Origin of the sequence: Halochromatium roseum, assembly GCF_016653315.1 — a bacterium.
GTDB lineage: Bacteria > Pseudomonadota > Gammaproteobacteria > Chromatiales > Chromatiaceae > Lamprobacter > Lamprobacter roseus.
The window spans coordinates 41,584-60,066 of sequence record NZ_NHSH01000066.1 but is presented as its reverse complement, the minus strand read 5'-3'; the positions used below and the strand labels follow the sequence as shown (position 1 = coordinate 60,066).

Genomic DNA, 18,483 nt, shown 5'->3' with positions numbered 1-18,483 from the left:
GAATTAAGGGAAAAACAGTTGCAGGGCTGGGAGGGGCGGCGTCGTCGGAGCCGAGGATGACGCAGGTTGGGAGAGTTCGCGCGTCCAGCGCTCGAGCTGGTTGACGAACCTTTCGAGCGCGCCCTCAAAATCCTCCAGTGTCTGGCGGTCGGCAGGCAGGCGCCTGAACAGCACCAGGGTCTCGTCCTCGGGATTCAGGGTCAACACCTCCTCCAGCTCGGACATCGCCGTCAGTTGGAGATGTAGCGTCCGCTCCAGCTGCTCCGGCGGGTCATCCGGTGGCAAGGGTCCGAGTGAACTCTCCAGCAGGATCTGTCCGCCGCTCTGAAACAGCCTGATGTCGAGGCGCTCGTCGATCCGCAAATGGTAACCGCCATCGGCATCTGCTGTGAGCGGATCGAGAGTGTGACGCGCGGCAAAGTGCGTCATGAGCGATTCGAGTGTCGAGGCCGGCATTTGCCCTCCTGGTTCTCGGCGAAATCCTTGAGGTGGCGACGATTGAGGTTATCAACAGAGCCAAGATGGCGGGCTCTTTCGATCTTGAAATCCATGATTCAAAATCCTCGCTCAGGGTTATCGTCAATCAATCAACACATGACGTTCCAACAGCTCGATGGCGCGCGCCAGCCGCTCGGCCGTCAAGCCAGCGACCGGCAGCCGCCGCCACAGCACTGGCGTCCGGGTGACCGGATCGAGTCCGACCGCTGCGCCGCTGAACCCCTGTCCCAGATACCCGGCCTCCAGCAGGCGCAACGCCTCCTGACCCTCGATCGGATGCGTCCCTGCGGTCAGCGGCAGGATCAACAGAGCGTCGCCATCGAACTCGTCGAAGGCCAGGATCAGCGTCAGATCCTCGCCGAGCGGGAGCAACGCTTGACCATCGGCATCGAACAGCGGCTCCGGTAACCCGAGCTGCCGCGCGCCGGCTCGCGCGATGGTCTTGAAGTCTTCCAGATCGTCCATTGCGTCATCCTCGGGGCGGGCGACTCATACGAAAGCCGAGGGCGGTTGCGCGACCATCGCCGCCGCCGGGACTGCCTGACCGTCGTCCGCCGCCGACGCCCCGACGAGGGTCTTGAACTCGGCAGCCCAGCGCTCGGCGGCATCGATGGTCGCATAGAGCTGCTGCCGCAGCGCCTCGGGGTCCAGCGCCGCGAGATCCAGGCGCACCCGAAGCAGCGCCCGCTCACCATCCGGCTCCAGCGCCAGGGCGCCGCCGGCAACCTCGCGCCAAGACAGATTGGCCATCAGCATCGCCTGATGCAGGGCAGCGCGCCGCTCCGGCCGGCCGACGGCGGGATCGCCCAGATCGGCGATCAGCACCAGGAGCGCGACTTCGGGTTCGTCGATCGCCTGGAGATAGAGTGTCGCGCCCTGGATGGCGACCGCGGCCAGGCCGGCGTCATCGAAGGCGAGTTCGGGCAGATCCAGCGCCTCGGCGAGCAAGCGCCGGCAATCGGACCATGAAAGAGCTGCGGTCGTCATGACGATCGCTCCGGATGTTTGAAGGCCATGATGTTTGAGTAATCGAGCGTCCGGGCGAAGTCGGGGATCCGGTCGACAGGGATTTTGAGCGTCAGGGTCCGCGAATAGCCGGGGCCATGTGCACGCTCGACACGGCCCTGCATCCGTTGGCCATCGTCCTCCGACAAACCCTGATGCTTGGCGAAGCTATCGAGCTGCGCCTGGACCCGGGCGATCTGGGTCTGGCTGCCGCGCACCTGGAACTCGACATGAGCGGGATCCGCGGAGTTTTGGCGAACATGCCATTCGACCCGATCCTTAGACGAGGCCACCTGCGGAATAGCCAAACGAATGCCGCTGGCGGTCTGACCCTGGGTGCGGGAGCTGAGTTTCTCCAGTCCGTCGAGCAGATTGAGGGTCTGATCAACACGGGTCTTGTGCCCCGCCGAGCCGACCGCTCCGGCATTGCCCAGCGCGAACCCATCAACTTTGAGGCGTTCATCGAAGACCTCCAGGAGATGGTCGCGCCGTCCCTCGAAGTCGGTACGCATCCGGTCGATCCCGGCGGCAAAATCGAGTGCCTCGCGATGCCGGGGATTGACCTGACCCTGACCGTCGAAGGACTGTCGGTAGGTATCGAAGATCCGGACGTCGTCCCCCGAGGCCTTCAGCCGCACGATGTCGCGCACGCCCTCCATCTTGTCGGCCAGGGAGCTTTGATCGAAGAGCGAGAAATTCTTATAGCCCTTAGAAGTACAGGAAAAATCGCTGCCGACATCGCCGCGCTTGCTGATCAGCTTGTGTTCGAGCGCATGACCGGGGTCGATGCCGACGAAGCGCTCGCCGACATAGCCTTTGTTGGCGCCCTTCGATCCCAGGGCATCGCGGTCGGCCAGCAGCAGCAAGGCGATCTTCTTGCGGCCCAGTTGCTGGACCTCGGTATCCAGGCGCGGACGGCCTGTTTCCGTATCCTTGCGGACGATGACGCCATCCTTGAGATAGCGTTCGCCCTTGGCCGGATCGCCGTCGAAGTCCTTGAAACCCTCGACATGGGTGCCGTCCAGCATCAGCTTGGGGGTACCGTCGGCGTGGGTCGTTTGGACCAGTTTCAGCTTCTGGCTCTCGACGCCCAACGCGCGCATCAGGTCATTGGCCATGGCCTCGCGCACCGCGCCCTCGTTGCGACCCGCCGCGCTCTGTCCGGTGAAAAAGCGATGAAAGAACCGGCCCACGCTTCCCAGGCCGATCTTCTCCAGCCAGGAGGTGCTCTTGGCCTTGTCCATGGGGATTTGATAGTAGCGTCCGAAGAGGCGGTCGGACTCGTAATAGTCGAGTTTGATGTAGTGATGCTTGGTGAACTTGGCCTGACTCAGGAGTAGCTGCTCCTTGATCGCCTGGCGCGGCACCTCGGCCTGGCGCAGTTCGTCGAGCATCGCGCGCTTCAGCGCCTCCCCGCCATCAGCCTGGACCAGATCGCCGAGTTGGACACTGACGCCGAGCGGGATGGGTTGGCCTTGGGCGCGTGCCCGGTCCATGACGCGGGCGAGGTGATCGAGCGTCTTGAGCGCGCTGGCGCCGAGGTCGTCCTGGCGATGGGCCAGCTTGCCGAGCGCGACGATGGCATGGCCCTCGAAGTCGGCCGGGCGCGTCCCCTGCCCATTCAGCCAGGTATCGAGCAGCCGATCGGCCTGACCATGGAATCTGTGCGCCGGGTCGTCGAGCTTGGCGTCGTCGCCGCGCGTCCAGTCCTTTTTGGCGATAAAGCCGGGCTCGACGCCCTTGGCTTTGTCGCCGACGATCCGGTAGGGGCCGAGGCGTTCGGTGCCCGGCGGCATGCGGTTGTGGGGCGCATAGCGGATCCCGGCACGCGGCAGTTGCGCCTCCCGCTCCTGACGCGCGCGCAAAATGCCCTTGAGTCCCTGGGCGACCTGGCTCGCGACCGGTCCGGGCTGATGGTCGCCGCGCGCGGGGAGCTGGCCGGGTTGCCGGCCTTCCCCCAAGCGCGCTTGCTGGGCGAACCCGGCACGCATCTGGACAGCAGTCGTACTCATATCGGCACCTTCCTGTTCTGCATCGGATGGCGCCTGATGGCGCCGTTCTGTCGGATCAGACCCGCATCAGCATCGGCTCGCCCGCCGCTGGCGCGCCGGCGGTCTCCGGCGTCGGCGTGGTGGACAGCTCGGCCTGCCAGCGCTCGACATGCGCGACGAGACTGTCGAGCGCGGCGGAGAAGGCGGTCCAGTCGCAGCCCTCCAGTTCCAGGGTACGGATGAGCAGGATGTCGTTCTTCCAGGGATCCAGCGCGAAGGCCGCGCCGCCGGTGCCGCTGCCGAAATAATTGGCTTGCAGCAGACGTTCCATGACGCTGGCGCGGTCCCCCGCCGGATGCCCCAGCACCGCATAGAGCACCAGACGGTTGTCGTCGGCCAGGTGCTCCATGTCGATGGCGATGGTCTGGTCGAAGATGACACGGGCGCAGCCTTTGTCATTGAGTCGCAGATCGGACAGGCCGGTTTCCCGCGCCAGTTGGGCGATCAGATCTTGGGCGTTCATGATCGGTGCTCCGTTGTGTTCAGGTCAGCGGGCGCTGCTTGATCTGCAAGTCCGCGTCGAGACGGGTGAGCGTCGGCGGCCCGCCGGCATTGGGCAGCCTGATGTCGGTGTGGATCGTGACATGGCTCTGGAGAGGATCGACCGGGATGGTACGTGACGGCTTTGAGGAATCCCGGGACGGTTGCGTCTGTAGACTGGCAAACGGCAAGCGGTTTTCCACGCCCACCTGAATCGTGCCATCGCCGCCGCGCCCGATGACGAAGCGATCCTGGGTCACGTATTCATGCTCACCGGCCAATTGGAGCCTGCGGACATCTTCCAGACCATAGTTCTGTGGCGTGGTCATCACATCGCCCAAGCTGTTGGATTTAGCGATACCCTGCGTCAACAACTGTGATAACTGAAAGAGTTTTTCCTTGCGTAGCTCCGAGGATAGCTCAGGGGTGTCATCGACGAACTTCTTCATGCGGTCAATGACCGCCATGCGACGCGCGTCCTTGGCGCTGTCATCCAGCGTTTTGAATTCGCTCGGATCGATCAGCTTCTGGCCATTGAGGACGATCGGGTAACTGCCGATCTCCTTCCAGAACTGCTCGCAGACGCCAATCGATTGTCGCGTGGTCGGGTCGATCTGTGCGTTCCGAGTGAATTGGTTCGGGATCGGTGCAAAGGGATCTGTTGTTTTGATTTGCTGAGCTTGCGCGTCGTCTATCCCCAGGCGACCGAGCCATGCGTTCGTCAGTTCGCGCGGAATCGCTCCATGGCCCAGGCGATCATGGTATTTCGCCTGTCCAATGTTCATGGTGTCGACCATGCGATTGATCGGATCCGCATATTTCTCCGCTCTTTCAGGCGGAGCATCAGGCATCAGTCGCTCACCCAGCGGATGCGCCAATTTACGGCGGTTGCATTCGGTGGCAACCTCCATGCGCAGGGTGTCGATCGTGCGCAGCGTCAGGATCAGATTGCCACCGACGGGGCCCTCTAGTCCGCCGTCGAGGACGCGCGCCATCTCGCCATACAGACCGCGGATATCCGCACTGTCCAGCGCATGGGCCAGCACCTGAAGTTGTCCGCCGGATATGGCGCCGAGCTTGCCGCGCAAGGTGTCGACCGCCAGGGAGCCGGTGTCCCGATTCCCAAGGCTCGGTGCGATCCGGCTCAGGCTCTCCAGCTTCTGAGCCGGCGTGCTGGATTCGTCCACGAGCCTATTCAACAGACGCGACTGCTCGGCGCTCGGGTTGTGAATCCGGAGTTGTGGCGGCGCGATGACCTGGGTCTGACCGTCATGGCTGACGAAGGCCAAGCGTTCGCTCAGCGCCGTCTTGATCCGTGGGTCCAGGGCATCCCAGCCCGGCTGGCCCAAGGCACCCATCAGTTCGCGGCACGCGCTCCGCTTGTCCGGGAGCGACTGGTTCTTTCGATCGAGCGTATCGGCCAGATCGTGCGCGAGCACTTTTTGGCGCATCTGCTCAAGCAGCCTGAGCGCCGATCGATTCGGCTCCGGGCCCTGCGCGGCCAGGGCCAGCGCCTCGCCGAGCTTACCGAATTGAGCCGTCGTCATGTCGCTCAACTGCTGAAACAGATGCTCTAGCACCGCATCGCCATGCATGTCGGGGGTCAACAATTTGCCCAGGGCATCCATATCCAGCTTGGCGTGCGCGGTCGCCAGATCGGGCGGATCCCGGGTCAGGGCCGCGATGCCCGCGCGGACCTGATAGTCGATACGTTCGTGGGCGATCGCCTGCCGCGAGGCAGCCCGAAAACCCGTCCAACCAACGACGAAGTTGATCGCTCGGGCGGCATAGTGCTTCAACCAGCCCCCGAATCCCTTGGGCGCGTCGGGCGCGCGCGGCGGCTGGGCCTCGCCAAGCGCGACCTGGCGCGCGCCGAACCGACCTACGCCGACATTGACGCCCGCCATGTCATTGACAGCGTTATGCAGATTGACACGCATCTGTCCAACAGGGACGCTCATTGAAATCCTCCAGAAAGAGTTTGGGTCAATCAAGCAAAGATCTTGGAGATCATCTGCTCGCGGCTCTGGATGACCTGTCGCAGCGCGTCCAGCGTGGCGCGCATGTTTTCTTCCATCTTGTTCTTAAACTGCATCATCTCGTCGCGTTCGCCGGCGGCCCTGGTCGCCTCGGCCTCGTGATCCTTCACGGCCACCTGGTTTGCGGCAGCGGCATATTGAAAATTGGTTTCGATTCCCTTGCCCATTCCCGATAAACCCTCCGCAGCGCCACGAAACGCCATCATCATGGCATTGGCTTGCGTCTCCGCCAGCTTGATCGATTGCTCGCCACCAGTGAGCTTTAACGATTTCACGCCACCAGCGAACTGCATGGCGCCTGCGGCCATTTGCATGGCACCGGAAACGATCCCCGCCACCAGATTGTTCACCGCCGCGTTGTGCATTTCATCGGCCTGGAGATGAATCTCCGCGACCTGACGTTCCATTTCGGCGTGCGCGGCCTGCTTGGATGATTCGCGCATCGTCTGGGTCAGTTTGTAGAACTCCGCCATCACCTCGAAGACATCCAGCATACCCTCCTCGGACAGATGCCTGACGCGGTCGGCCGCGCCCTGCATCGCCTGCCGATCTGGCTCGCCGGGGGGCGGCAGTTCGGGCGCCGCCGCCTGACCAGACGACACGGCATCCGTCGCCATGCGCTCGATGCGCGTCGGCGTGGCGTTCAATCCAGAGGCGGCGCGGGCCGCGTCCGCCGCGTCTGTCTCCACCGCGAAGGCGCTCGTCTCCGGCATGGATGCCGGAATGAAGCCGGCCTGACCGTCGATCGTATTCGACATGCTACAACCCTCCGAATCGCCCCGTCCGTTACACCGCCATCTTGGCGATGACGTTCTGCTTGGCCTGACTGGCGCCACTCATGATGCTCATGCACATGGACACCGATTCCTCGGCTTCTTCCATCATCTTTTTCAGACGCGCCATCTCCTCGTCCAGCAGCCCCTGCAATTTCTGGAGTTCCGCCTCGATGGCTTTGGCATCGACCTGAGCGCCGGATGCCTCATGGTTCAGTATGGCGGTGGCGACACCCGAAGCGCCGCCGCCAACCGTGGCCGTGCCGCCCAGAAGATTGGCGACCTTACCGGTCATGGCCACGGCGCTCTTCCAGGCGACATCCGTCGCTGTCTTGAGCGCACCCGCCAGCCCCGCGCCGAGGGTGCACACGGACAGCGCGACCTGCACGCCCATCATGATCCAGCCGAACGCCGAATGATTGGCCATCCACTCCTTGGCCGCCGGAATCTCGTTGACGACCTGCATCGTCAATCCGATCACGGCGGCCGCGATCAGCGCCGCGCCCACCAGGGCGCCGACGCCGGTGATCGAGAGCGCGACCGCCGCGATGGTCGCCGCGATCGTCGCGACCCAGCCGAACACCTTGCCCCACACCCCGCTCTTCTTGGCCTCATCGGCCTTCTTGGCCGATTCCTCGATCTTGGCCAGGCGCGCCTTGTTCTCGGCGGTCTGCTTGGCCATGTTGCCCTTGATCTCGGTGATCGAGGTCTGCTGGCGGGTCTCGGCGATCTTGGCGCCCAGCGCGGTCAGGGCGAGCGTCAGATCCTCGATGCTCATCTTGGGCGGCGGCGGCAGCGGCGGCGCGGCCCCCGCCGCGGCGCTGTCCCTGACCGGCGGCGGCACGCTGACTCGCGCCCCCTCCGCTGGCGCGGCGGCCGGCGGCAATGCCGTCGGCTCGGGCACATAACCGGCATCGAACAAACGCTGGGCGACATCCGGTGGAATCGACATGACTCAGCCCTCCTCGGCCGCGGCGGGCGCGGACTCGTCCAGGATCGCGCGTAACGCCTTGGCCCGCTCGCGCAGTGCCTGATGCTCGGAACCCTCCGTCGACCATTCCAGCGCGGCGGTCAGGCCGCTGATGGCCGCGTCGCGGTGGCCGAGGGCGATGTGGCACTCAGCGGCGTGGAAGGGCGGCAGCGGATCGTTGGAATCGAGCAGCATGGCCAGGCTATAGGCCTCGATGGCCGGCTCATACGCTTTGAGCATCTGGCGGCAACCGCCCAGGCCAAGCCAGTATTTGCGCTCAAGGTGATCGAAGAAGCAGAGAAACTCGAAGAGCTTGCGCGCCTTTTCATAGTCGCCGCCGGAATACACCTGATAGGCGACCTGATAGACCGCCTCCAGTTCGTCGCGGTTGACGCCTTTGAGTTCACGCAGGGTCTTGCCATTCTTGATGAAATCGGCCGTGATCTGGGCCAGATCGTCTTCACTGACCTCGGATACCAGCGAATCGGTCAGTTCTTCCGGCGATGCGGACATCAGGCGTCTCCATGGAATCGGGATTGAAGGCTCGGGACAGGCTCCCGCCGCACACTGGCGGGCGAGCGCGGCTCACCGCATGTTGCCAATGATCGACATCGTCATCTGATTGAGCTTACTCATGTTGTTGCTGACCATCTGCGACATCTCGTTCTGTTTATTGAGCGTCGATTGCAGCTTCATCATGTCGATCTGGTTGGTGCCGCCGAGGGCATCGGACGCGCCCTTGACGGCGGTCTCGATCTTGGCGAACTGATCCTTGCCGATCTTGCCGTCAGTCGCCGAATATGAGACGCCGAATTTATCCAGCACATCACCTAATGTAAGTGGAGGTTTGGCACTCGGATCAATGACATCGCCTTTATTGAGATCCTTATCCTTGTGCGCGGCCAGATAGGCCATCGCCTTGTTGAGCTCCTGAAGATCCTTGTTGTTCTGCTGCACCTTGGCGTAGGCCAGGCGAATGCGGTCATCGTTGGCATCCATCGCCGCGATGCCGATCATCAGCAGGATCTCGGAGATACTCATCCGCGGCTGCGGTAATTCCGCACCGGCAAGCGCCCCAACACCACTCATACCCTGTACATCGGACATGTCATTGACCCTCATTTCGAGGTAAAAAGAAGTTGAACCCGCTCACACCATAGACCGCATCTTGGGTTTCTTGGCATGACCAGTTTTGGCGCCGAGCACCTAAAACACCAACAACAAAAGGTTCGTGTCAAGCTTATCGCATGTTGCCAATGACTGACATCGCCATCTGATTAAGCTTGCTCATGTTGTTGCTGACCATCTGTGACATTTCGTTCTGTTTATTGAGTGTCGATTGCAGCTTCATCATGTCGATCTGATTGGTGCCGCCGAGGGCATCCGACGCCCCCTTGACGGCGGTCTCGATCTTTTTGAAATCATCCTTGCTGATGAAGGGCTTTCCGTTACTCTCACGAGTCTGATAGGAGATTCCGAACTTTTTGAGCACATCGCCGAGCTTACGTCCATCGCCAATGTCGGCGTTTTCCCACATATCCTGATCCTTGTGCGCGGCCAGGTAGGCCATGACCTTGTTGAGCTCCTGAAGATCTTTGTTGTTCTGCTGCACCTTGGCGTAGGCCAAGCGAATGCGGTCGTCGTTGGCATTCATGGCCTCGATACCGATCATCAGCAGGATCTCGGAGAGACTCATCTGAGGTTTCGGTAATTCTGCGCCGGCCATTGCCCCAAGGCGACTCGTACCCTGTATGTCGGACATGGTATTGCTCCTGGTCTAGCAGCACATTGAAATTGGCATCACCTCACACCATAGACCGCATCTTGGGTTTCTTGGTGTAACTAGTTTTGGCATTGAGCGCCTGCTCGGTTTCGATCTGGGCCTCGCGCGCGGTCATTTCCTCCTGGGCCTTGGCGAGTTCCTGACGAATGTGCTCGCGATCCTCCGGCGACACAGCGTCACTCTCGATGAAGCGTCGCACCGCCTCGGGCGTGAGGCCGTGCTGTTCGAGCAGTTGACTGTGCTCCGACAACAGGCGGTCCGTCTGACTCAACAGCGCTTCGTTTTGACCAATGAGGTCTTCATTGCGTTGGATCGTCTCGGCAAGATCAGTCATCTTCGGTGTCTCTTTCATGTTGTCAGTCAGATGATCGGCCATTGTCAGCAGTAACTGAGCGATCATCGATGGGTCGGGAAATTGGATCGGCCCCATGTCGTCAAGACGGCGCTGAAACGCCTCCAGACGGCTCTTGATCACATCCGAATCGATTCCGTGTTTGTCGGTGCATGCTTTGGGGTCGTCAATCAGGGCTCCAAGGTCATCGCTGTTCAGTAAACGCTCCCAGCCTTTTCCAAGTTCTTCACTATGAGGGAGATCGATCGCGAGCTGCAGCAGCTTGCCAACATCGGGCAGTGGTGGTGACCCCGAATCCGCGAGGAAGCGTTTGATCGCATCGAGCGTGATGCCATCCGGGCCGAAATAGTGTTCGGCGCTTTTTTTAACCTCTTCAGGATTCAATCCGGGCTTTGCCCTGTCATCTGTATGCATAAGCGATCTCCTGCTGGCTCTTTAGGTGTCAGGGCGTCAACGCATGTTGCCGATCACATTCATGTTCATTTGTGTCATCTTGTTGAGATTGTTGCTGACCATTTGCGTCAGCTCATTGTATTCGTTGAGCGCATTTGAGAGTCGGAGATGATCCTGTTGCGCCATCGAGTTGGCGCTGTCCGAACTCAATTTCAGGTTATTTTCGACAGCCTGCCATTGGTTTTCATCGAGTGATTCCGTCCAGTTCTCAAGGATCTCCTGCAGGTTTTCTTTCAAAAACGCCCAGAGCTTTTCACCAAAATCAGCCACTTCCCCAACCACGCCTTTGAAAAGCTTGTAGAGATCGAAGTCCTCGAGCTTGATGTCGGCCGATTTCGCGATAGCCAATAACCCAATCCCAATGCCCATGACAGCCAAAATTGAGAGTTCCGCAGGCAAAAAAGCGCCAAGCGCCAATAAGGCTGCAGCACCAGCACCCACAAAGGCAGCTGAAAAAGCCAAGGCCTTGCCAACATCTGTTTTCATAAACTCGCCGATATTCTTATCAATCGCTTTGAAAATGTTGGCAATAGAGTCAACCACTTTATTAATCGATTTTCCGATTCGATTGAGCGTATCGACCAAATCGGGATAATTCTTCTTGACGAATTCGACCGCCTTTCCCATCAATTTGCCAATGCCGTCGATCACAGCCTTGATGAACTTGACGATGCCGTGATACTCCGTCTTGGGGGTATCGATGCCAAAGCGCTCCATGAAGGTTTTGAGATCCATCTTCTGAGTCTTACCGGTCACTGGATCAGTGTAATCAAAAACGATTTTGTCCAGTCGCCCCGTCTTGGTATGGGCCGCGGCATTGACTGCCTTTTGCAGGTTCTTCATGAAGGCCTGCTGATTGGCAATGTGCTGGTACTGGCTGCGAATCTTGCCTTGCTGGAACTGCATGGCCTCAAGGCCAACCAGCACGATCATATCCTCGACCGACAGCCGGAGCTGATGGCTGGCGGCGTCGTTCGCCCGCTCGACCGACGCGTTGTGGATGGGTGCGATCATGGTTCAGGATCCTCGCGATGCAGCGTTATTGTCAGTGTTGATCCGCCCCGGAAAGCTGTGGGGATGCTTGCGCCGGACTGGCCCTGGGCATTGATGGATGTTGGGCGGTCGGTCGCCGGTCCCGCGCGCGGGCCGCAGCCGCGCCAGGCACGCGCGCAGCGCCGCCGCCTCCTGCGCAAGCCAGGGATGCTGGTCATACTCGACCCACTCCGCCCCCAACAGATGGCGGCACAGTCGCACCATGCGCGTGTCGTCCAGTCCACCCAGATCGCGATAGGGACGGGTCGAGATGCGGCACAGAACGCGGCGCAAGCCGAAGCGCGGCTCAACACACAAGGACAGGAAGTCGAACAGCTCGGCGAAGGGATTGGCGAGCGTGGTGCGCCGTTCGCCGAGCCGGCGATAGAGGACGATCAGCAGCAGCCCCGGCTCGGGGCGGCGGTAGATGATCTCGGCCTCACGCATCCGTACACGCGGGCCGATGTAAAGCGAGTCGGGACGATTGGACAGACGATGCGCGGTGACGGCATGACCCATGGCCCGTAAGGCATCCGCCAACGGGTCGAGCACTCTTGCCGAAGGGTCTGCATCAGCATCGATCACCAGCGCACTCCATCGAATAACCTTCCTAGGCTACATCTCGACATCTTCCGAAACCTTGACAGAACTCACAGAATCTCGGCAGGGTTGCCGCGCCGTATCACAACAGGATGCGATCCAGCGGCTGCACCGTGATCTCCTGCGTCAACTCCTGATACGACAGCACCGGCACCTCATACAGCTCCATCTCGATGAGCTTGCGCACATAGCGCCGGATATCCATCGACACCACGATCACCGGACGCGCCCGTCCAGGGCGCAGCTCGCCGATCGATTGCTTGCAGTGCGCGACGAACGTCTGCGCCACCGCCGGATCGAGCGCCATGTAACTTCCCGCCGAGGTCTGACGGATCGAACCGCGAATGGTCTCCTCGACATCCGGCGCCAGCAGATAGGCCGGCAGGATGTTCCGCCCGCTGCTGTACTTGTAGCTGATATAGCGCTTGAGCGTGCCGCGAATGTATTCGCACAGCAGCACTGAGTCCTTTTCCTTCTGCCCCCACTCGACCAGCGCCTCCAGGATGGTGCGCAGATTGCGGATCGAGATCTCCTCCGATACCAGACGCTGAAAGATCTCGGTGATCTTCTGGATCGGCAGCACCCGCTGCACCTCCTTCACCAGCTCGCCGAAACTCCCCTCCATCTGACTGAGCAGATAGCGCGTCTCCTGGATGCCGATGAAGTCGGGCGCGTATTTCTTCAGGATGAAAGACAGATGGAAGGTCAGCACGCGCGGCAGATCCAGCGTGGCGATGCCGGCCTGGTCGAGTCGGGCGCGCTGCCGTTCCTCGACCCAGAGCGTCTCGACACCGGGCAGAAACCGATCGCCGCCCTCGCTCTGCACCCCGAGCATCTCCAGATGCCGCGCCTCCTCGCGACAGAACACCCAGCCGGGACGCAGCCGCCCTTGCGCCATCGGCGTCTCCTGGATCAGGATCTGATAGGTGCCGTTGGTCAGATTGGCGTTGTAGCGCAGATGGATACCGGGGAACGGCACCCCGAGATCCAGATAGAGCGCGCGGCGCACCTGGATCAGCGCCTCGTTCAATTCATCGGCGTGCAGCACCCGCTCCAGGGTTGCATCGACATCGATCAGCAGCGGCACGGTCAGCGCGAACTCGTCTTCGACCGCACCGGCACGCCCCTTGGACGCCGCCTTGGCTTTGGCCGACTGACCAGCCGGCGCCATGGCCGGAATCGTCCCGCCGCTCGCCTCAGCCGCCGCCTCGACCTGACTGATGCGGATCAGCGTCCAGCTCAACCCGAGCAGGATCAGGCCGAGCGGGATGAACACCTGATAGGGAAAGCCCGGAATGGCCGCGAACAGAAACAACAGACTGCCGGCGATCAGCAGCGCCTTGGGCTGCGCCAGCACCTGCTTGCCGATGTCGGCGCCGAGATTGCTCGACTCATCGGTCGAGACGCGGGTGACGATGATGCCCGCCGTGATCGAGATCAGTAGCGCCGGAATCTGCGACACCAGGCCGTCGCCGATGGAGAGGATCGAATAGACTTGAACCGCCTCACCCGCCGTCATGCCCTTTTGCAGCGCGCCGATGACGATGCCGCCGATGAGATTGACGGCGGTGATGATGAGTCCGGCGATGGCGTCGCCCTTGACGAACTTCATGGCGCCGTCCATCGAGCCGTAGAGCTGGCTCTCCTTCTCGACCAGGCTACGGCGGCGGCGCGCCTCTTCCATATCGATCAGACCGGCGCGCATGTCGCCGTCGATGCTCATCTGCTTGCCCGGCATGGCATCGAGCGAGAAGCGCGCGCTGACCTCGGCCACGCGCTCCGAGCCCTTGGTGATGACGACGAACTGCACGATGGTGATGATCAGAAACAGCACCGCGCCGACAACGAAGTTACCGGCGACCACGAACTCACCGAAGGCGAGGATGATCTCGCCAGCATCGGCATTGAGCAGGATCAGGCGCGTGGAGCTGATATTGAGTGCCAGCCGAAACAGCGTGGTGATCAGTAGAATCGCCGGAAACACCGAGAAGGCCAGCGGCGAGGGGATATAGACCGCGACCATCAGCAGGATCATGCCAGCGGTCATGTTGATCGCGATCAGCGCATCGAGCACCAGGGTCGGCAGCGGCACGATGAGCATGAACAGGACCATGACCACCGAGACCGCGAGCAGGATGTCGCTGCGGCGCGTGACCAGTCCTAGGATGGCTTGGGCTTGAGCGAGCATTCAGCCGGCGTCCGGTCGCAGTTGCAGATAGCGGTTGAGGCTGTCTTGGGCCTCGCCCGCGCGGCCGAGCGCGCGCAGGGCCTGGGCGCGCAACAGCAGAATGGGCGCATTGTCGACGCTGGGCGCCTCCAGCCGTAACAGGGTATCGACCGCTGTCAGCGCCTCGTCCGGCTCGCCGGCGCGCAGCGCGGCATAGCTGAGCGCGCGCCAAACACCGGATTCCGTGGGCGCCAGGCGCGCCAAGGCGCGCAGCAGAATCAGCGCCTCGCCGGCGCGATCCTGCTCCAGATAGACGTCGGCCAGCACCCACAGGGCTTGGGTCCGCTCCTGATTCCACATGGCGGCCTAAGCCCGCATCAGCAGCGCGCGATAGCTGGCCAGCAGATCGCGCAGTTCGAGTTCGCGGGTCAGCAGCTCGCCGGCGGCGGCGAGGTGCGGGTCCTGGTCGCGCGCGGCCAGTTCCCTGAGCACTTGGGCACTGTCGCGCACCAGCGCCTCGAAACGCGCCGGGGTCAACAGGCTCGGATCGCTGACGCTTGGCTGGATAAACTGACGCAGGGCCTGATCCAGCGTCGTGGGGCGGAAGAGTTCGCCGACCCATTGACGAATCGGCCCGCCGGTGAGCTGGGTGTCGCGCTGAGCCGGCAGATTGGTGTCGGCGCCGTCGAGCCGGGCGATGACTTCGAGTCCGAGGTCGGGTGAAAAACCGCCGATCTTGTGATCCATGAAACACCTTATCTGTTGGGCGACTGGGGCTTATCCGGTACTGGCGGCCTGATCCTGCAGGCGCGTGAGTAGTGCCAGCGCCTGCTCTAGGGCCGGCAGCGTGACCTCGGTCAGCGGCAACCGCGCCAGAAACACCAGTTGCGAGGCCTCGCGCAGTCCGACCTGAACCACGAACGGCCAATTGTGCTGATAGTGACAGAGCCGGAGCGCCTGCGTGAGACGCGCGCGCACCGGCTCGCGCGCATCGACGTCGCGGCTGAGATACATCAGCAGGCCTTGCGGGTGTTCCTCCAGGTAGAGGGTGCCGCGCCGATCGAAGGCAAAGACCGCCACGCCCTGCTGCCTGGACCAGCTGAAATCCGTCAATCCCAGATCATGGGCAAAGGCATCGATCACCGGGCCGATCATGAACCTTCCTCCTCGTCCTCGCGCTCGATGGCACTGTCCAGTGCTTGCTGGATGACATCAAGCAGACGCGGGCGCTGTTCCGCGTCAGCATAGGCCTTGAGCGGAATCGACCGCGCCAGCTCCTTGAACTCGCGTAGGAAATTGATTTCTCGTTCCAGCTCGCGCAGACCGAGCTTGCCCGGCAGCGGCATGATCGACTCGGGCCGCAGCCAGGTCTGGACCTGAAGCGCGAGCAGCTCGCCGAGCAGGTCACTGGGCTTAAAGGCGCGATCCGACGCGCGATAGCGTTCGACCAGGGTGGCGCAGTCCTCCAGCAGACCGGTCAGCAGTTCCAGCCGGTAGAGATCGTTGAGCAGCACGCTGAGCTTGGCGCGGTCGATCGAGGGACCGTCGGCCCCGAGGTCGGCGGCCAGGGCCTTGAGCAGATACTTGATCGCCTGTAACAGCTCGGAGTCGCCATGGCGATCTTTCAGGCTGTTGAAGGTCTCGCTCAGGCCGGAGGTGTCGAGCACGGCATCGCGATAGGTCGCACGCAGGGTCTGCAAATCGCCGAGTTGGGTCTGGCTGAACGCGTCGGCGACCTCCGCGATATTGAGCGCCGCACGGATCGCCGGCCCCTGTTCGGCTTCGAGTTCGCGCAGGGCGCGCTCAGCCATGGCGATTTGGCTCGCCGGCGCGCCCTCCTCGCGCAGACGCTCGGCGAACGCCAGTAGCGCGGCATACTGATGGGAGGGTTCGGGGAATTGCTCGCGCACCTGATGGCGCAGATCGAACGACTCAGCATGGCGCAAACGCATCAGGATCTGCAGGACGCGCTCGAGATGGCTCTTGCGCAGGTCGGGTAGCTTGCCCATCACCTGCTTGACGCGCAGCATGGCGAGGCCCTTTTTCTGCTTGGCGGCATCGCTGATGGTGCGGCGCGCGAGCGTCTTCTCCTCGCTCTCGCCTTGCTGGAAGGTCATCTCCTCGGCGGCATCCTGGAGCAGTGAGCGCTGGTCGCCAAGCACCACGCGCTCGCCGCGATATTGCCCTTCGCGTTGCCCGTCGGTCACCGGCAGCCCGTCGCGCTCCGAGCGAAGGCCCGCGAGGTTAGCGGAATCGGCTTGAATCGAACCTGAACCGGTCATGGCGAACATGCTTGAGGGGGCTGACGATGGGCAGTGATTGAGTATACTGCCGACGCGACACGCTGGAGTCGGCTGGAGGCCACAACCATTGAGTGACACGCACGCGGCACCGGGCCTCGACTACATCACCGACCTGCTCGCACGCTCCATCGAGGAGGTGCGGCTGCTGGAGGTGCGCGGGCGCGTGACCCAGATCACGGGGACCATCATCAAGGCCATGGTGCCGGGCGCGCGCATCGGCGAACTCTGCCATCTGCGCAATCCAGGCGAGGACTTCGAGCTTGTGGCCGAGGTGGTCGGCTTCAGCGGTAAGGAAGCATTGCTCACGCCCATGGGCGAGATCTACGGGGTGTCCTCCAATACCGAGGTCATCCCGACCGGACGCATGCAGATGGTGCCGGTGGGTCCGGGACTGCTGGGCCGGGTGCTCGACGGTCTGGGCGAGCCGCTGGATCAAGACAGGCTCGGCCCGCTGGAGGTCGAGACCCATTATCCGGTCTATCAGGACGCGCCCGATCCGCTCAAGCGACGGATCATCGACAAACCCCTGGCGCTGGGTCTGCGCGTGCTCGACGGACTTCTGACCTGTGGCGAGGGCCAGCGCCTGGGCATCTTCGCGGCGGCCGGCGGCGGCAAGAGTACCCTGCTGTCGATGCTGGTGCGCGGGGCCGACGTTGACGTAACCGTGCTGGCGCTGATCGGCGAGCGCGGGCGCGAGGTACGCGAGTTCATCGAGCACGACCTGGGACCGGAGGGTTCGGCCAAGTCGGTGATCGTGGTCGCAACTTCAGACCGGCCCTCGATGGAGCGCGCCAAGGCGGCCTATGTGGCCACGGCGATCGCGGAGTATTTTCGCGATCAAGGACGACGGGTGCTGCTATTGATGGACTCGGTGACGCGCTTTGCACGCGCCCAGCGCGAGATCGGTCTGGCCGCCGGCGAGCCGCCGACCCGGCGCGGCTTTCCGCCCTCGGTGTTCGCCACCCTGCCCCGTCTGATGGAGCGCGTCGGTCAGTCCGACAAGGGCTTCATCACCGCGCTCTATACGGTGCTGGTCGAGGGCGACGACATGACCGAGCCGGTCGCCGATGAGACGCGCTCGATCCTCGATGGACATATCATCCTGTCGCGCAAGCTGGCGGCGGCCAATCATTATCCGGCCATCGACGTGCTGGCCAGCGTCAGCCGGGTGATGGGGGCCATCGTCGCGCCCGAGCATCGCGCGGCGGCGAGCCGGGTACGCGAGTTGATGGCCAAGTACGAGGAGGTCGAGTTGCTGGTCAAGATCGGCGAGTACAAGAAGGGCAGCGATCCGCTGGCCGACGAAGCGCTCTCGCGCATCGATGCGATTCGCGCCTTTCTGCGCCAGCGCGGCGATGAACGGCCAAGCTTCGAGGAGACGGTCGCGACCCTGCGGCGACTGGTCGGCTGATCACAGCTTTCAGCCCCAGAGACGCGACGGCCCCGGAACCGCGACGCCGGCATGAGCGACACCTATGGCGAACTCTTGCGCATCAAGCAGTATCGCGAGCAGTTGGCCACGCGGGCGTTGCGACGCGAGCAGCAGCGCTTCGATCAGCAGGCGCGGGTCGTGCAGCAGGCGCGCGATGAGACGCAGCATTTTCATGACCACCGCCTGAGCGAAGAGCAGCGGTGTTTCGAGGCGATCCGCGAGCAGTTGGTGCTGGTCGAGCGCATCGAGGACATGAACCGCTCTACCGCCCAATTACGCGAACGCGAGGCGCTCTTGAATCAGCGTGTGCTCGATGAGGAACAGCAGCTGCACACCGCGCGTCAGGCGCTGGACGAGGCGCGTGAGCGTCATGCGGCCAGCGTGCGCGAATGCGAGAAGTTCGAGCAGTTTGTCGCCGTACAGCGGGCCATTGAGGAGCGTGAACAGATGATGCGCGAGGAACAGGAGCTTGAAGAGATCGCTGGCGCCGCGCATCAGATGCGCCGGGAGTGGTCGTGAAGACAGATCGATCAGAGAAAGCCGCA

The 18,483-nt window shown here is 62.5% G+C and carries 21 protein-coding genes; 2 read left to right on the top strand and 19 right to left on the bottom strand.

What is annotated here, in order from left to right; genetic code table 11:
- Positions 1-3 precede the first annotated feature (3 nt).
- The 19 genes from CCR96_RS18180 to sctW all read right to left on the bottom strand — a co-directional run bounded on the left by CCR96_RS18180 (position 4) and on the right by sctW (position 16,485).
- Positions 4-456 carry a CesT family type III secretion system chaperone gene (locus CCR96_RS18180; protein WP_201221966.1) on the bottom strand — a complete coding sequence of 151 codons (453 nt, stop codon included), beginning with the start codon at positions 454-456 and terminating at the stop codon, positions 4-6.
- 123 nt (positions 457-579) lie between these two features.
- Positions 580-963 carry a type III secretion system chaperone gene (locus CCR96_RS18175; protein WP_201221964.1) on the bottom strand — a complete coding sequence of 128 codons (384 nt, stop codon included), beginning with the start codon at positions 961-963 and terminating at the stop codon, positions 580-582.
- A gap of 24 nt (positions 964-987) precedes the next feature.
- A complete protein-coding gene (locus CCR96_RS18170) occupies positions 988-1,485 on the bottom strand; it encodes a CesT family type III secretion system chaperone (RefSeq protein WP_201221962.1) in 498 nt (165 codons plus the stop codon).
- Positions 1,482-3,515, bottom strand: coding sequence for a hypothetical protein (locus CCR96_RS18165; RefSeq protein ID WP_201221960.1), 2,034 nt, complete (start codon positions 3,513-3,515; stop codon positions 1,482-1,484). The genes CCR96_RS18170 and CCR96_RS18165 overlap by 4 nt, the downstream gene beginning before the upstream one ends.
- A 55-nt stretch (positions 3,516-3,570) precedes the next feature.
- Positions 3,571-4,017, bottom strand: coding sequence for a type III secretion system chaperone (locus CCR96_RS18160; RefSeq protein WP_201221958.1), 447 nt, complete (start codon positions 4,015-4,017; stop codon positions 3,571-3,573).
- 19 nt (positions 4,018-4,036) lie between these two features.
- A complete protein-coding gene (locus CCR96_RS18155; RefSeq protein ID WP_201221956.1) occupies positions 4,037-5,995 on the bottom strand; it encodes a hypothetical protein in 1,959 nt (652 codons plus the stop codon).
- A 29-nt stretch (positions 5,996-6,024) separates the two neighbouring features.
- Positions 6,025-6,831 (bottom strand): type III secretion system translocon subunit SctB, encoded by an 807-nt coding sequence (gene sctB / locus CCR96_RS18150; protein ID WP_201221954.1) that lies wholly within the window; start codon positions 6,829-6,831, stop codon positions 6,025-6,027.
- Between the two features lie 28 nt (positions 6,832-6,859).
- The gene (gene sctE / locus CCR96_RS18145) at positions 6,860-7,798 is read right to left on the bottom strand and encodes a type III secretion system translocon subunit SseC family protein (RefSeq protein WP_201221941.1); all 939 of its coding nucleotides are present in this window, start codon (positions 7,796-7,798) and stop codon (positions 6,860-6,862) included.
- A 3-nt stretch (positions 7,799-7,801) separates the two neighbouring features.
- Positions 7,802-8,329, bottom strand: coding sequence for a SycD/LcrH family type III secretion system chaperone (locus tag CCR96_RS18140; RefSeq protein ID WP_201221939.1), 528 nt, complete (start codon positions 8,327-8,329; stop codon positions 7,802-7,804).
- A gap of 72 nt (positions 8,330-8,401) precedes the next feature.
- Entirely contained in the window at positions 8,402-8,833 is a 432-nt protein-coding gene (locus CCR96_RS18135; RefSeq protein ID WP_201221937.1) for a hypothetical protein, read from the bottom strand.
- Between the two features lie 223 nt (positions 8,834-9,056).
- Positions 9,057-9,578 carry a hypothetical protein gene (locus CCR96_RS18130; RefSeq protein ID WP_201221936.1) on the bottom strand — a complete coding sequence of 174 codons (522 nt, stop codon included), beginning with the start codon at positions 9,576-9,578 and terminating at the stop codon, positions 9,057-9,059.
- A 43-nt stretch (positions 9,579-9,621) separates the two neighbouring features.
- Positions 9,622-10,365 (bottom strand): hypothetical protein, encoded by a 744-nt coding sequence (locus CCR96_RS18125; protein WP_201221934.1) that lies wholly within the window; start codon positions 10,363-10,365, stop codon positions 9,622-9,624.
- 36 nt (positions 10,366-10,401) lie between these two features.
- Positions 10,402-11,418: a hypothetical protein gene (locus CCR96_RS18120; protein ID WP_201221932.1), complete on the bottom strand. Its 1,017-nt coding sequence runs from the start codon at positions 11,416-11,418 to the stop codon at positions 10,402-10,404.
- 3 nt (positions 11,419-11,421) lie between these two features.
- The gene (locus tag CCR96_RS18115) at positions 11,422-12,021 is read right to left on the bottom strand and encodes a hypothetical protein (protein ID WP_201221930.1); all 600 of its coding nucleotides are present in this window, start codon (positions 12,019-12,021) and stop codon (positions 11,422-11,424) included.
- 97 nt (positions 12,022-12,118) lie between these two features.
- Positions 12,119-14,224, bottom strand: coding sequence for a type III secretion system export apparatus subunit SctV (gene sctV / locus CCR96_RS18110; RefSeq protein ID WP_201221928.1), 2,106 nt, complete (start codon positions 14,222-14,224; stop codon positions 12,119-12,121).
- Positions 14,225-14,563, bottom strand: coding sequence for a type III secretion apparatus assembly chaperone SctY (gene sctY / locus CCR96_RS18105; RefSeq protein WP_201221926.1), 339 nt, complete (start codon positions 14,561-14,563; stop codon positions 14,225-14,227).
- A gap of 6 nt (positions 14,564-14,569) precedes the next feature.
- On the bottom strand, positions 14,570-14,950 hold the full coding sequence (gene sctX / locus CCR96_RS18100; protein ID WP_201221924.1) for a type III secretion apparatus assembly protein SctX: 381 nt from the start codon (positions 14,948-14,950) through the stop codon (positions 14,570-14,572).
- Between the two features lie 30 nt (positions 14,951-14,980).
- Positions 14,981-15,358 carry a type III secretion chaperone SycN gene (sycN, locus tag CCR96_RS18095; RefSeq protein ID WP_201221922.1) on the bottom strand — a complete coding sequence of 126 codons (378 nt, stop codon included), beginning with the start codon at positions 15,356-15,358 and terminating at the stop codon, positions 14,981-14,983.
- The gene (sctW, locus tag CCR96_RS18090; protein ID WP_201221920.1) at positions 15,355-16,485 is read right to left on the bottom strand and encodes a type III secretion system gatekeeper subunit SctW; all 1,131 of its coding nucleotides are present in this window, start codon (positions 16,483-16,485) and stop codon (positions 15,355-15,357) included. Before sctW ends, sycN begins: the two co-directional genes overlap by 4 nt.
- Before the next feature lie 88 nt (positions 16,486-16,573).
- Here sctW and sctN point away from each other — a divergent pair, with 88 nt between their 5' ends.
- Together sctN and sctO are read left to right on the top strand one after the other, a co-directional pair.
- Positions 16,574-17,917 (top strand): type III secretion system ATPase SctN, encoded by a 1,344-nt coding sequence (gene sctN, locus CCR96_RS18085; RefSeq protein ID WP_201221918.1) that lies wholly within the window; start codon positions 16,574-16,576, stop codon positions 17,915-17,917.
- A 51-nt stretch (positions 17,918-17,968) separates the two neighbouring features.
- A complete protein-coding gene (gene sctO / locus CCR96_RS18080; RefSeq protein ID WP_201221917.1) occupies positions 17,969-18,457 on the top strand; it encodes a type III secretion system stalk subunit SctO in 489 nt (162 codons plus the stop codon).
- Positions 18,458-18,483 lie beyond the last annotated feature (26 nt).

What these genes read in the sequence shown, in the direction of transcription:
- CCR96_RS18180 (WP_201221966.1), bottom strand. Translation starts at nt 456, where the DNA reads ATGCCGGCCTCGACACTCGAATCGCTCATGACGCACTTTGCCGCGCGT.
- CCR96_RS18175 (WP_201221964.1), bottom strand. Translation starts at nt 963, where the DNA reads ATGGACGATCTGGAAGACTTCAAGACCATCGCGCGAGCCGGCGCGCGG.
- CCR96_RS18170 (WP_201221962.1), bottom strand. Translation starts at nt 1,485, where the DNA reads ATGACGACCGCAGCTCTTTCATGGTCCGATTGCCGGCGCTTGCTCGCC.
- CCR96_RS18165 (WP_201221960.1), bottom strand. Translation starts at nt 3,515, where the DNA reads ATGAGTACGACTGCTGTCCAGATGCGTGCCGGGTTCGCCCAGCAAGCG.
- CCR96_RS18160 (WP_201221958.1), bottom strand. Translation starts at nt 4,017, where the DNA reads ATGAACGCCCAAGATCTGATCGCCCAACTGGCGCGGGAAACCGGCCTG.
- CCR96_RS18155 (WP_201221956.1), bottom strand. Translation starts at nt 5,995, where the DNA reads ATGAGCGTCCCTGTTGGACAGATGCGTGTCAATCTGCATAACGCTGTC.
- sctB (WP_201221954.1), bottom strand. Translation starts at nt 6,831, where the DNA reads ATGTCGAATACGATCGACGGTCAGGCCGGCTTCATTCCGGCATCCATG.
- sctE (WP_201221941.1), bottom strand. Translation starts at nt 7,798, where the DNA reads ATGTCGATTCCACCGGATGTCGCCCAGCGTTTGTTCGATGCCGGTTAT.
- CCR96_RS18140 (WP_201221939.1), bottom strand. Translation starts at nt 8,329, where the DNA reads ATGTCCGCATCGCCGGAAGAACTGACCGATTCGCTGGTATCCGAGGTC.
- CCR96_RS18135 (WP_201221937.1), bottom strand. Translation starts at nt 8,833, where the DNA reads ATGATCGGCATCGCGGCGATGGATGCCAACGATGACCGCATTCGCCTG.
- CCR96_RS18130 (WP_201221936.1), bottom strand. Translation starts at nt 9,578, where the DNA reads ATGTCCGACATACAGGGTACGAGTCGCCTTGGGGCAATGGCCGGCGCA.
- CCR96_RS18125 (WP_201221934.1), bottom strand. Translation starts at nt 10,365, where the DNA reads ATGCATACAGATGACAGGGCAAAGCCCGGATTGAATCCTGAAGAGGTT.
- CCR96_RS18120 (WP_201221932.1), bottom strand. Translation starts at nt 11,418, where the DNA reads ATGATCGCACCCATCCACAACGCGTCGGTCGAGCGGGCGAACGACGCC.
- sctV (WP_201221928.1), bottom strand. Translation starts at nt 14,224, where the DNA reads ATGCTCGCTCAAGCCCAAGCCATCCTAGGACTGGTCACGCGCCGCAGC.
- sctY (WP_201221926.1), bottom strand. Translation starts at nt 14,563, where the DNA reads ATGTGGAATCAGGAGCGGACCCAAGCCCTGTGGGTGCTGGCCGACGTC.
- sctX (WP_201221924.1), bottom strand. Translation starts at nt 14,950, where the DNA reads ATGGATCACAAGATCGGCGGTTTTTCACCCGACCTCGGACTCGAAGTC.
- sycN (WP_201221922.1), bottom strand. Translation starts at nt 15,358, where the DNA reads ATGATCGGCCCGGTGATCGATGCCTTTGCCCATGATCTGGGATTGACG.
- sctW (WP_201221920.1), bottom strand. Translation starts at nt 16,485, where the DNA reads ATGACCGGTTCAGGTTCGATTCAAGCCGATTCCGCTAACCTCGCGGGC.
- sctO (WP_201221917.1), top strand. Translation starts at nt 17,969, where the DNA reads ATGAGCGACACCTATGGCGAACTCTTGCGCATCAAGCAGTATCGCGAG.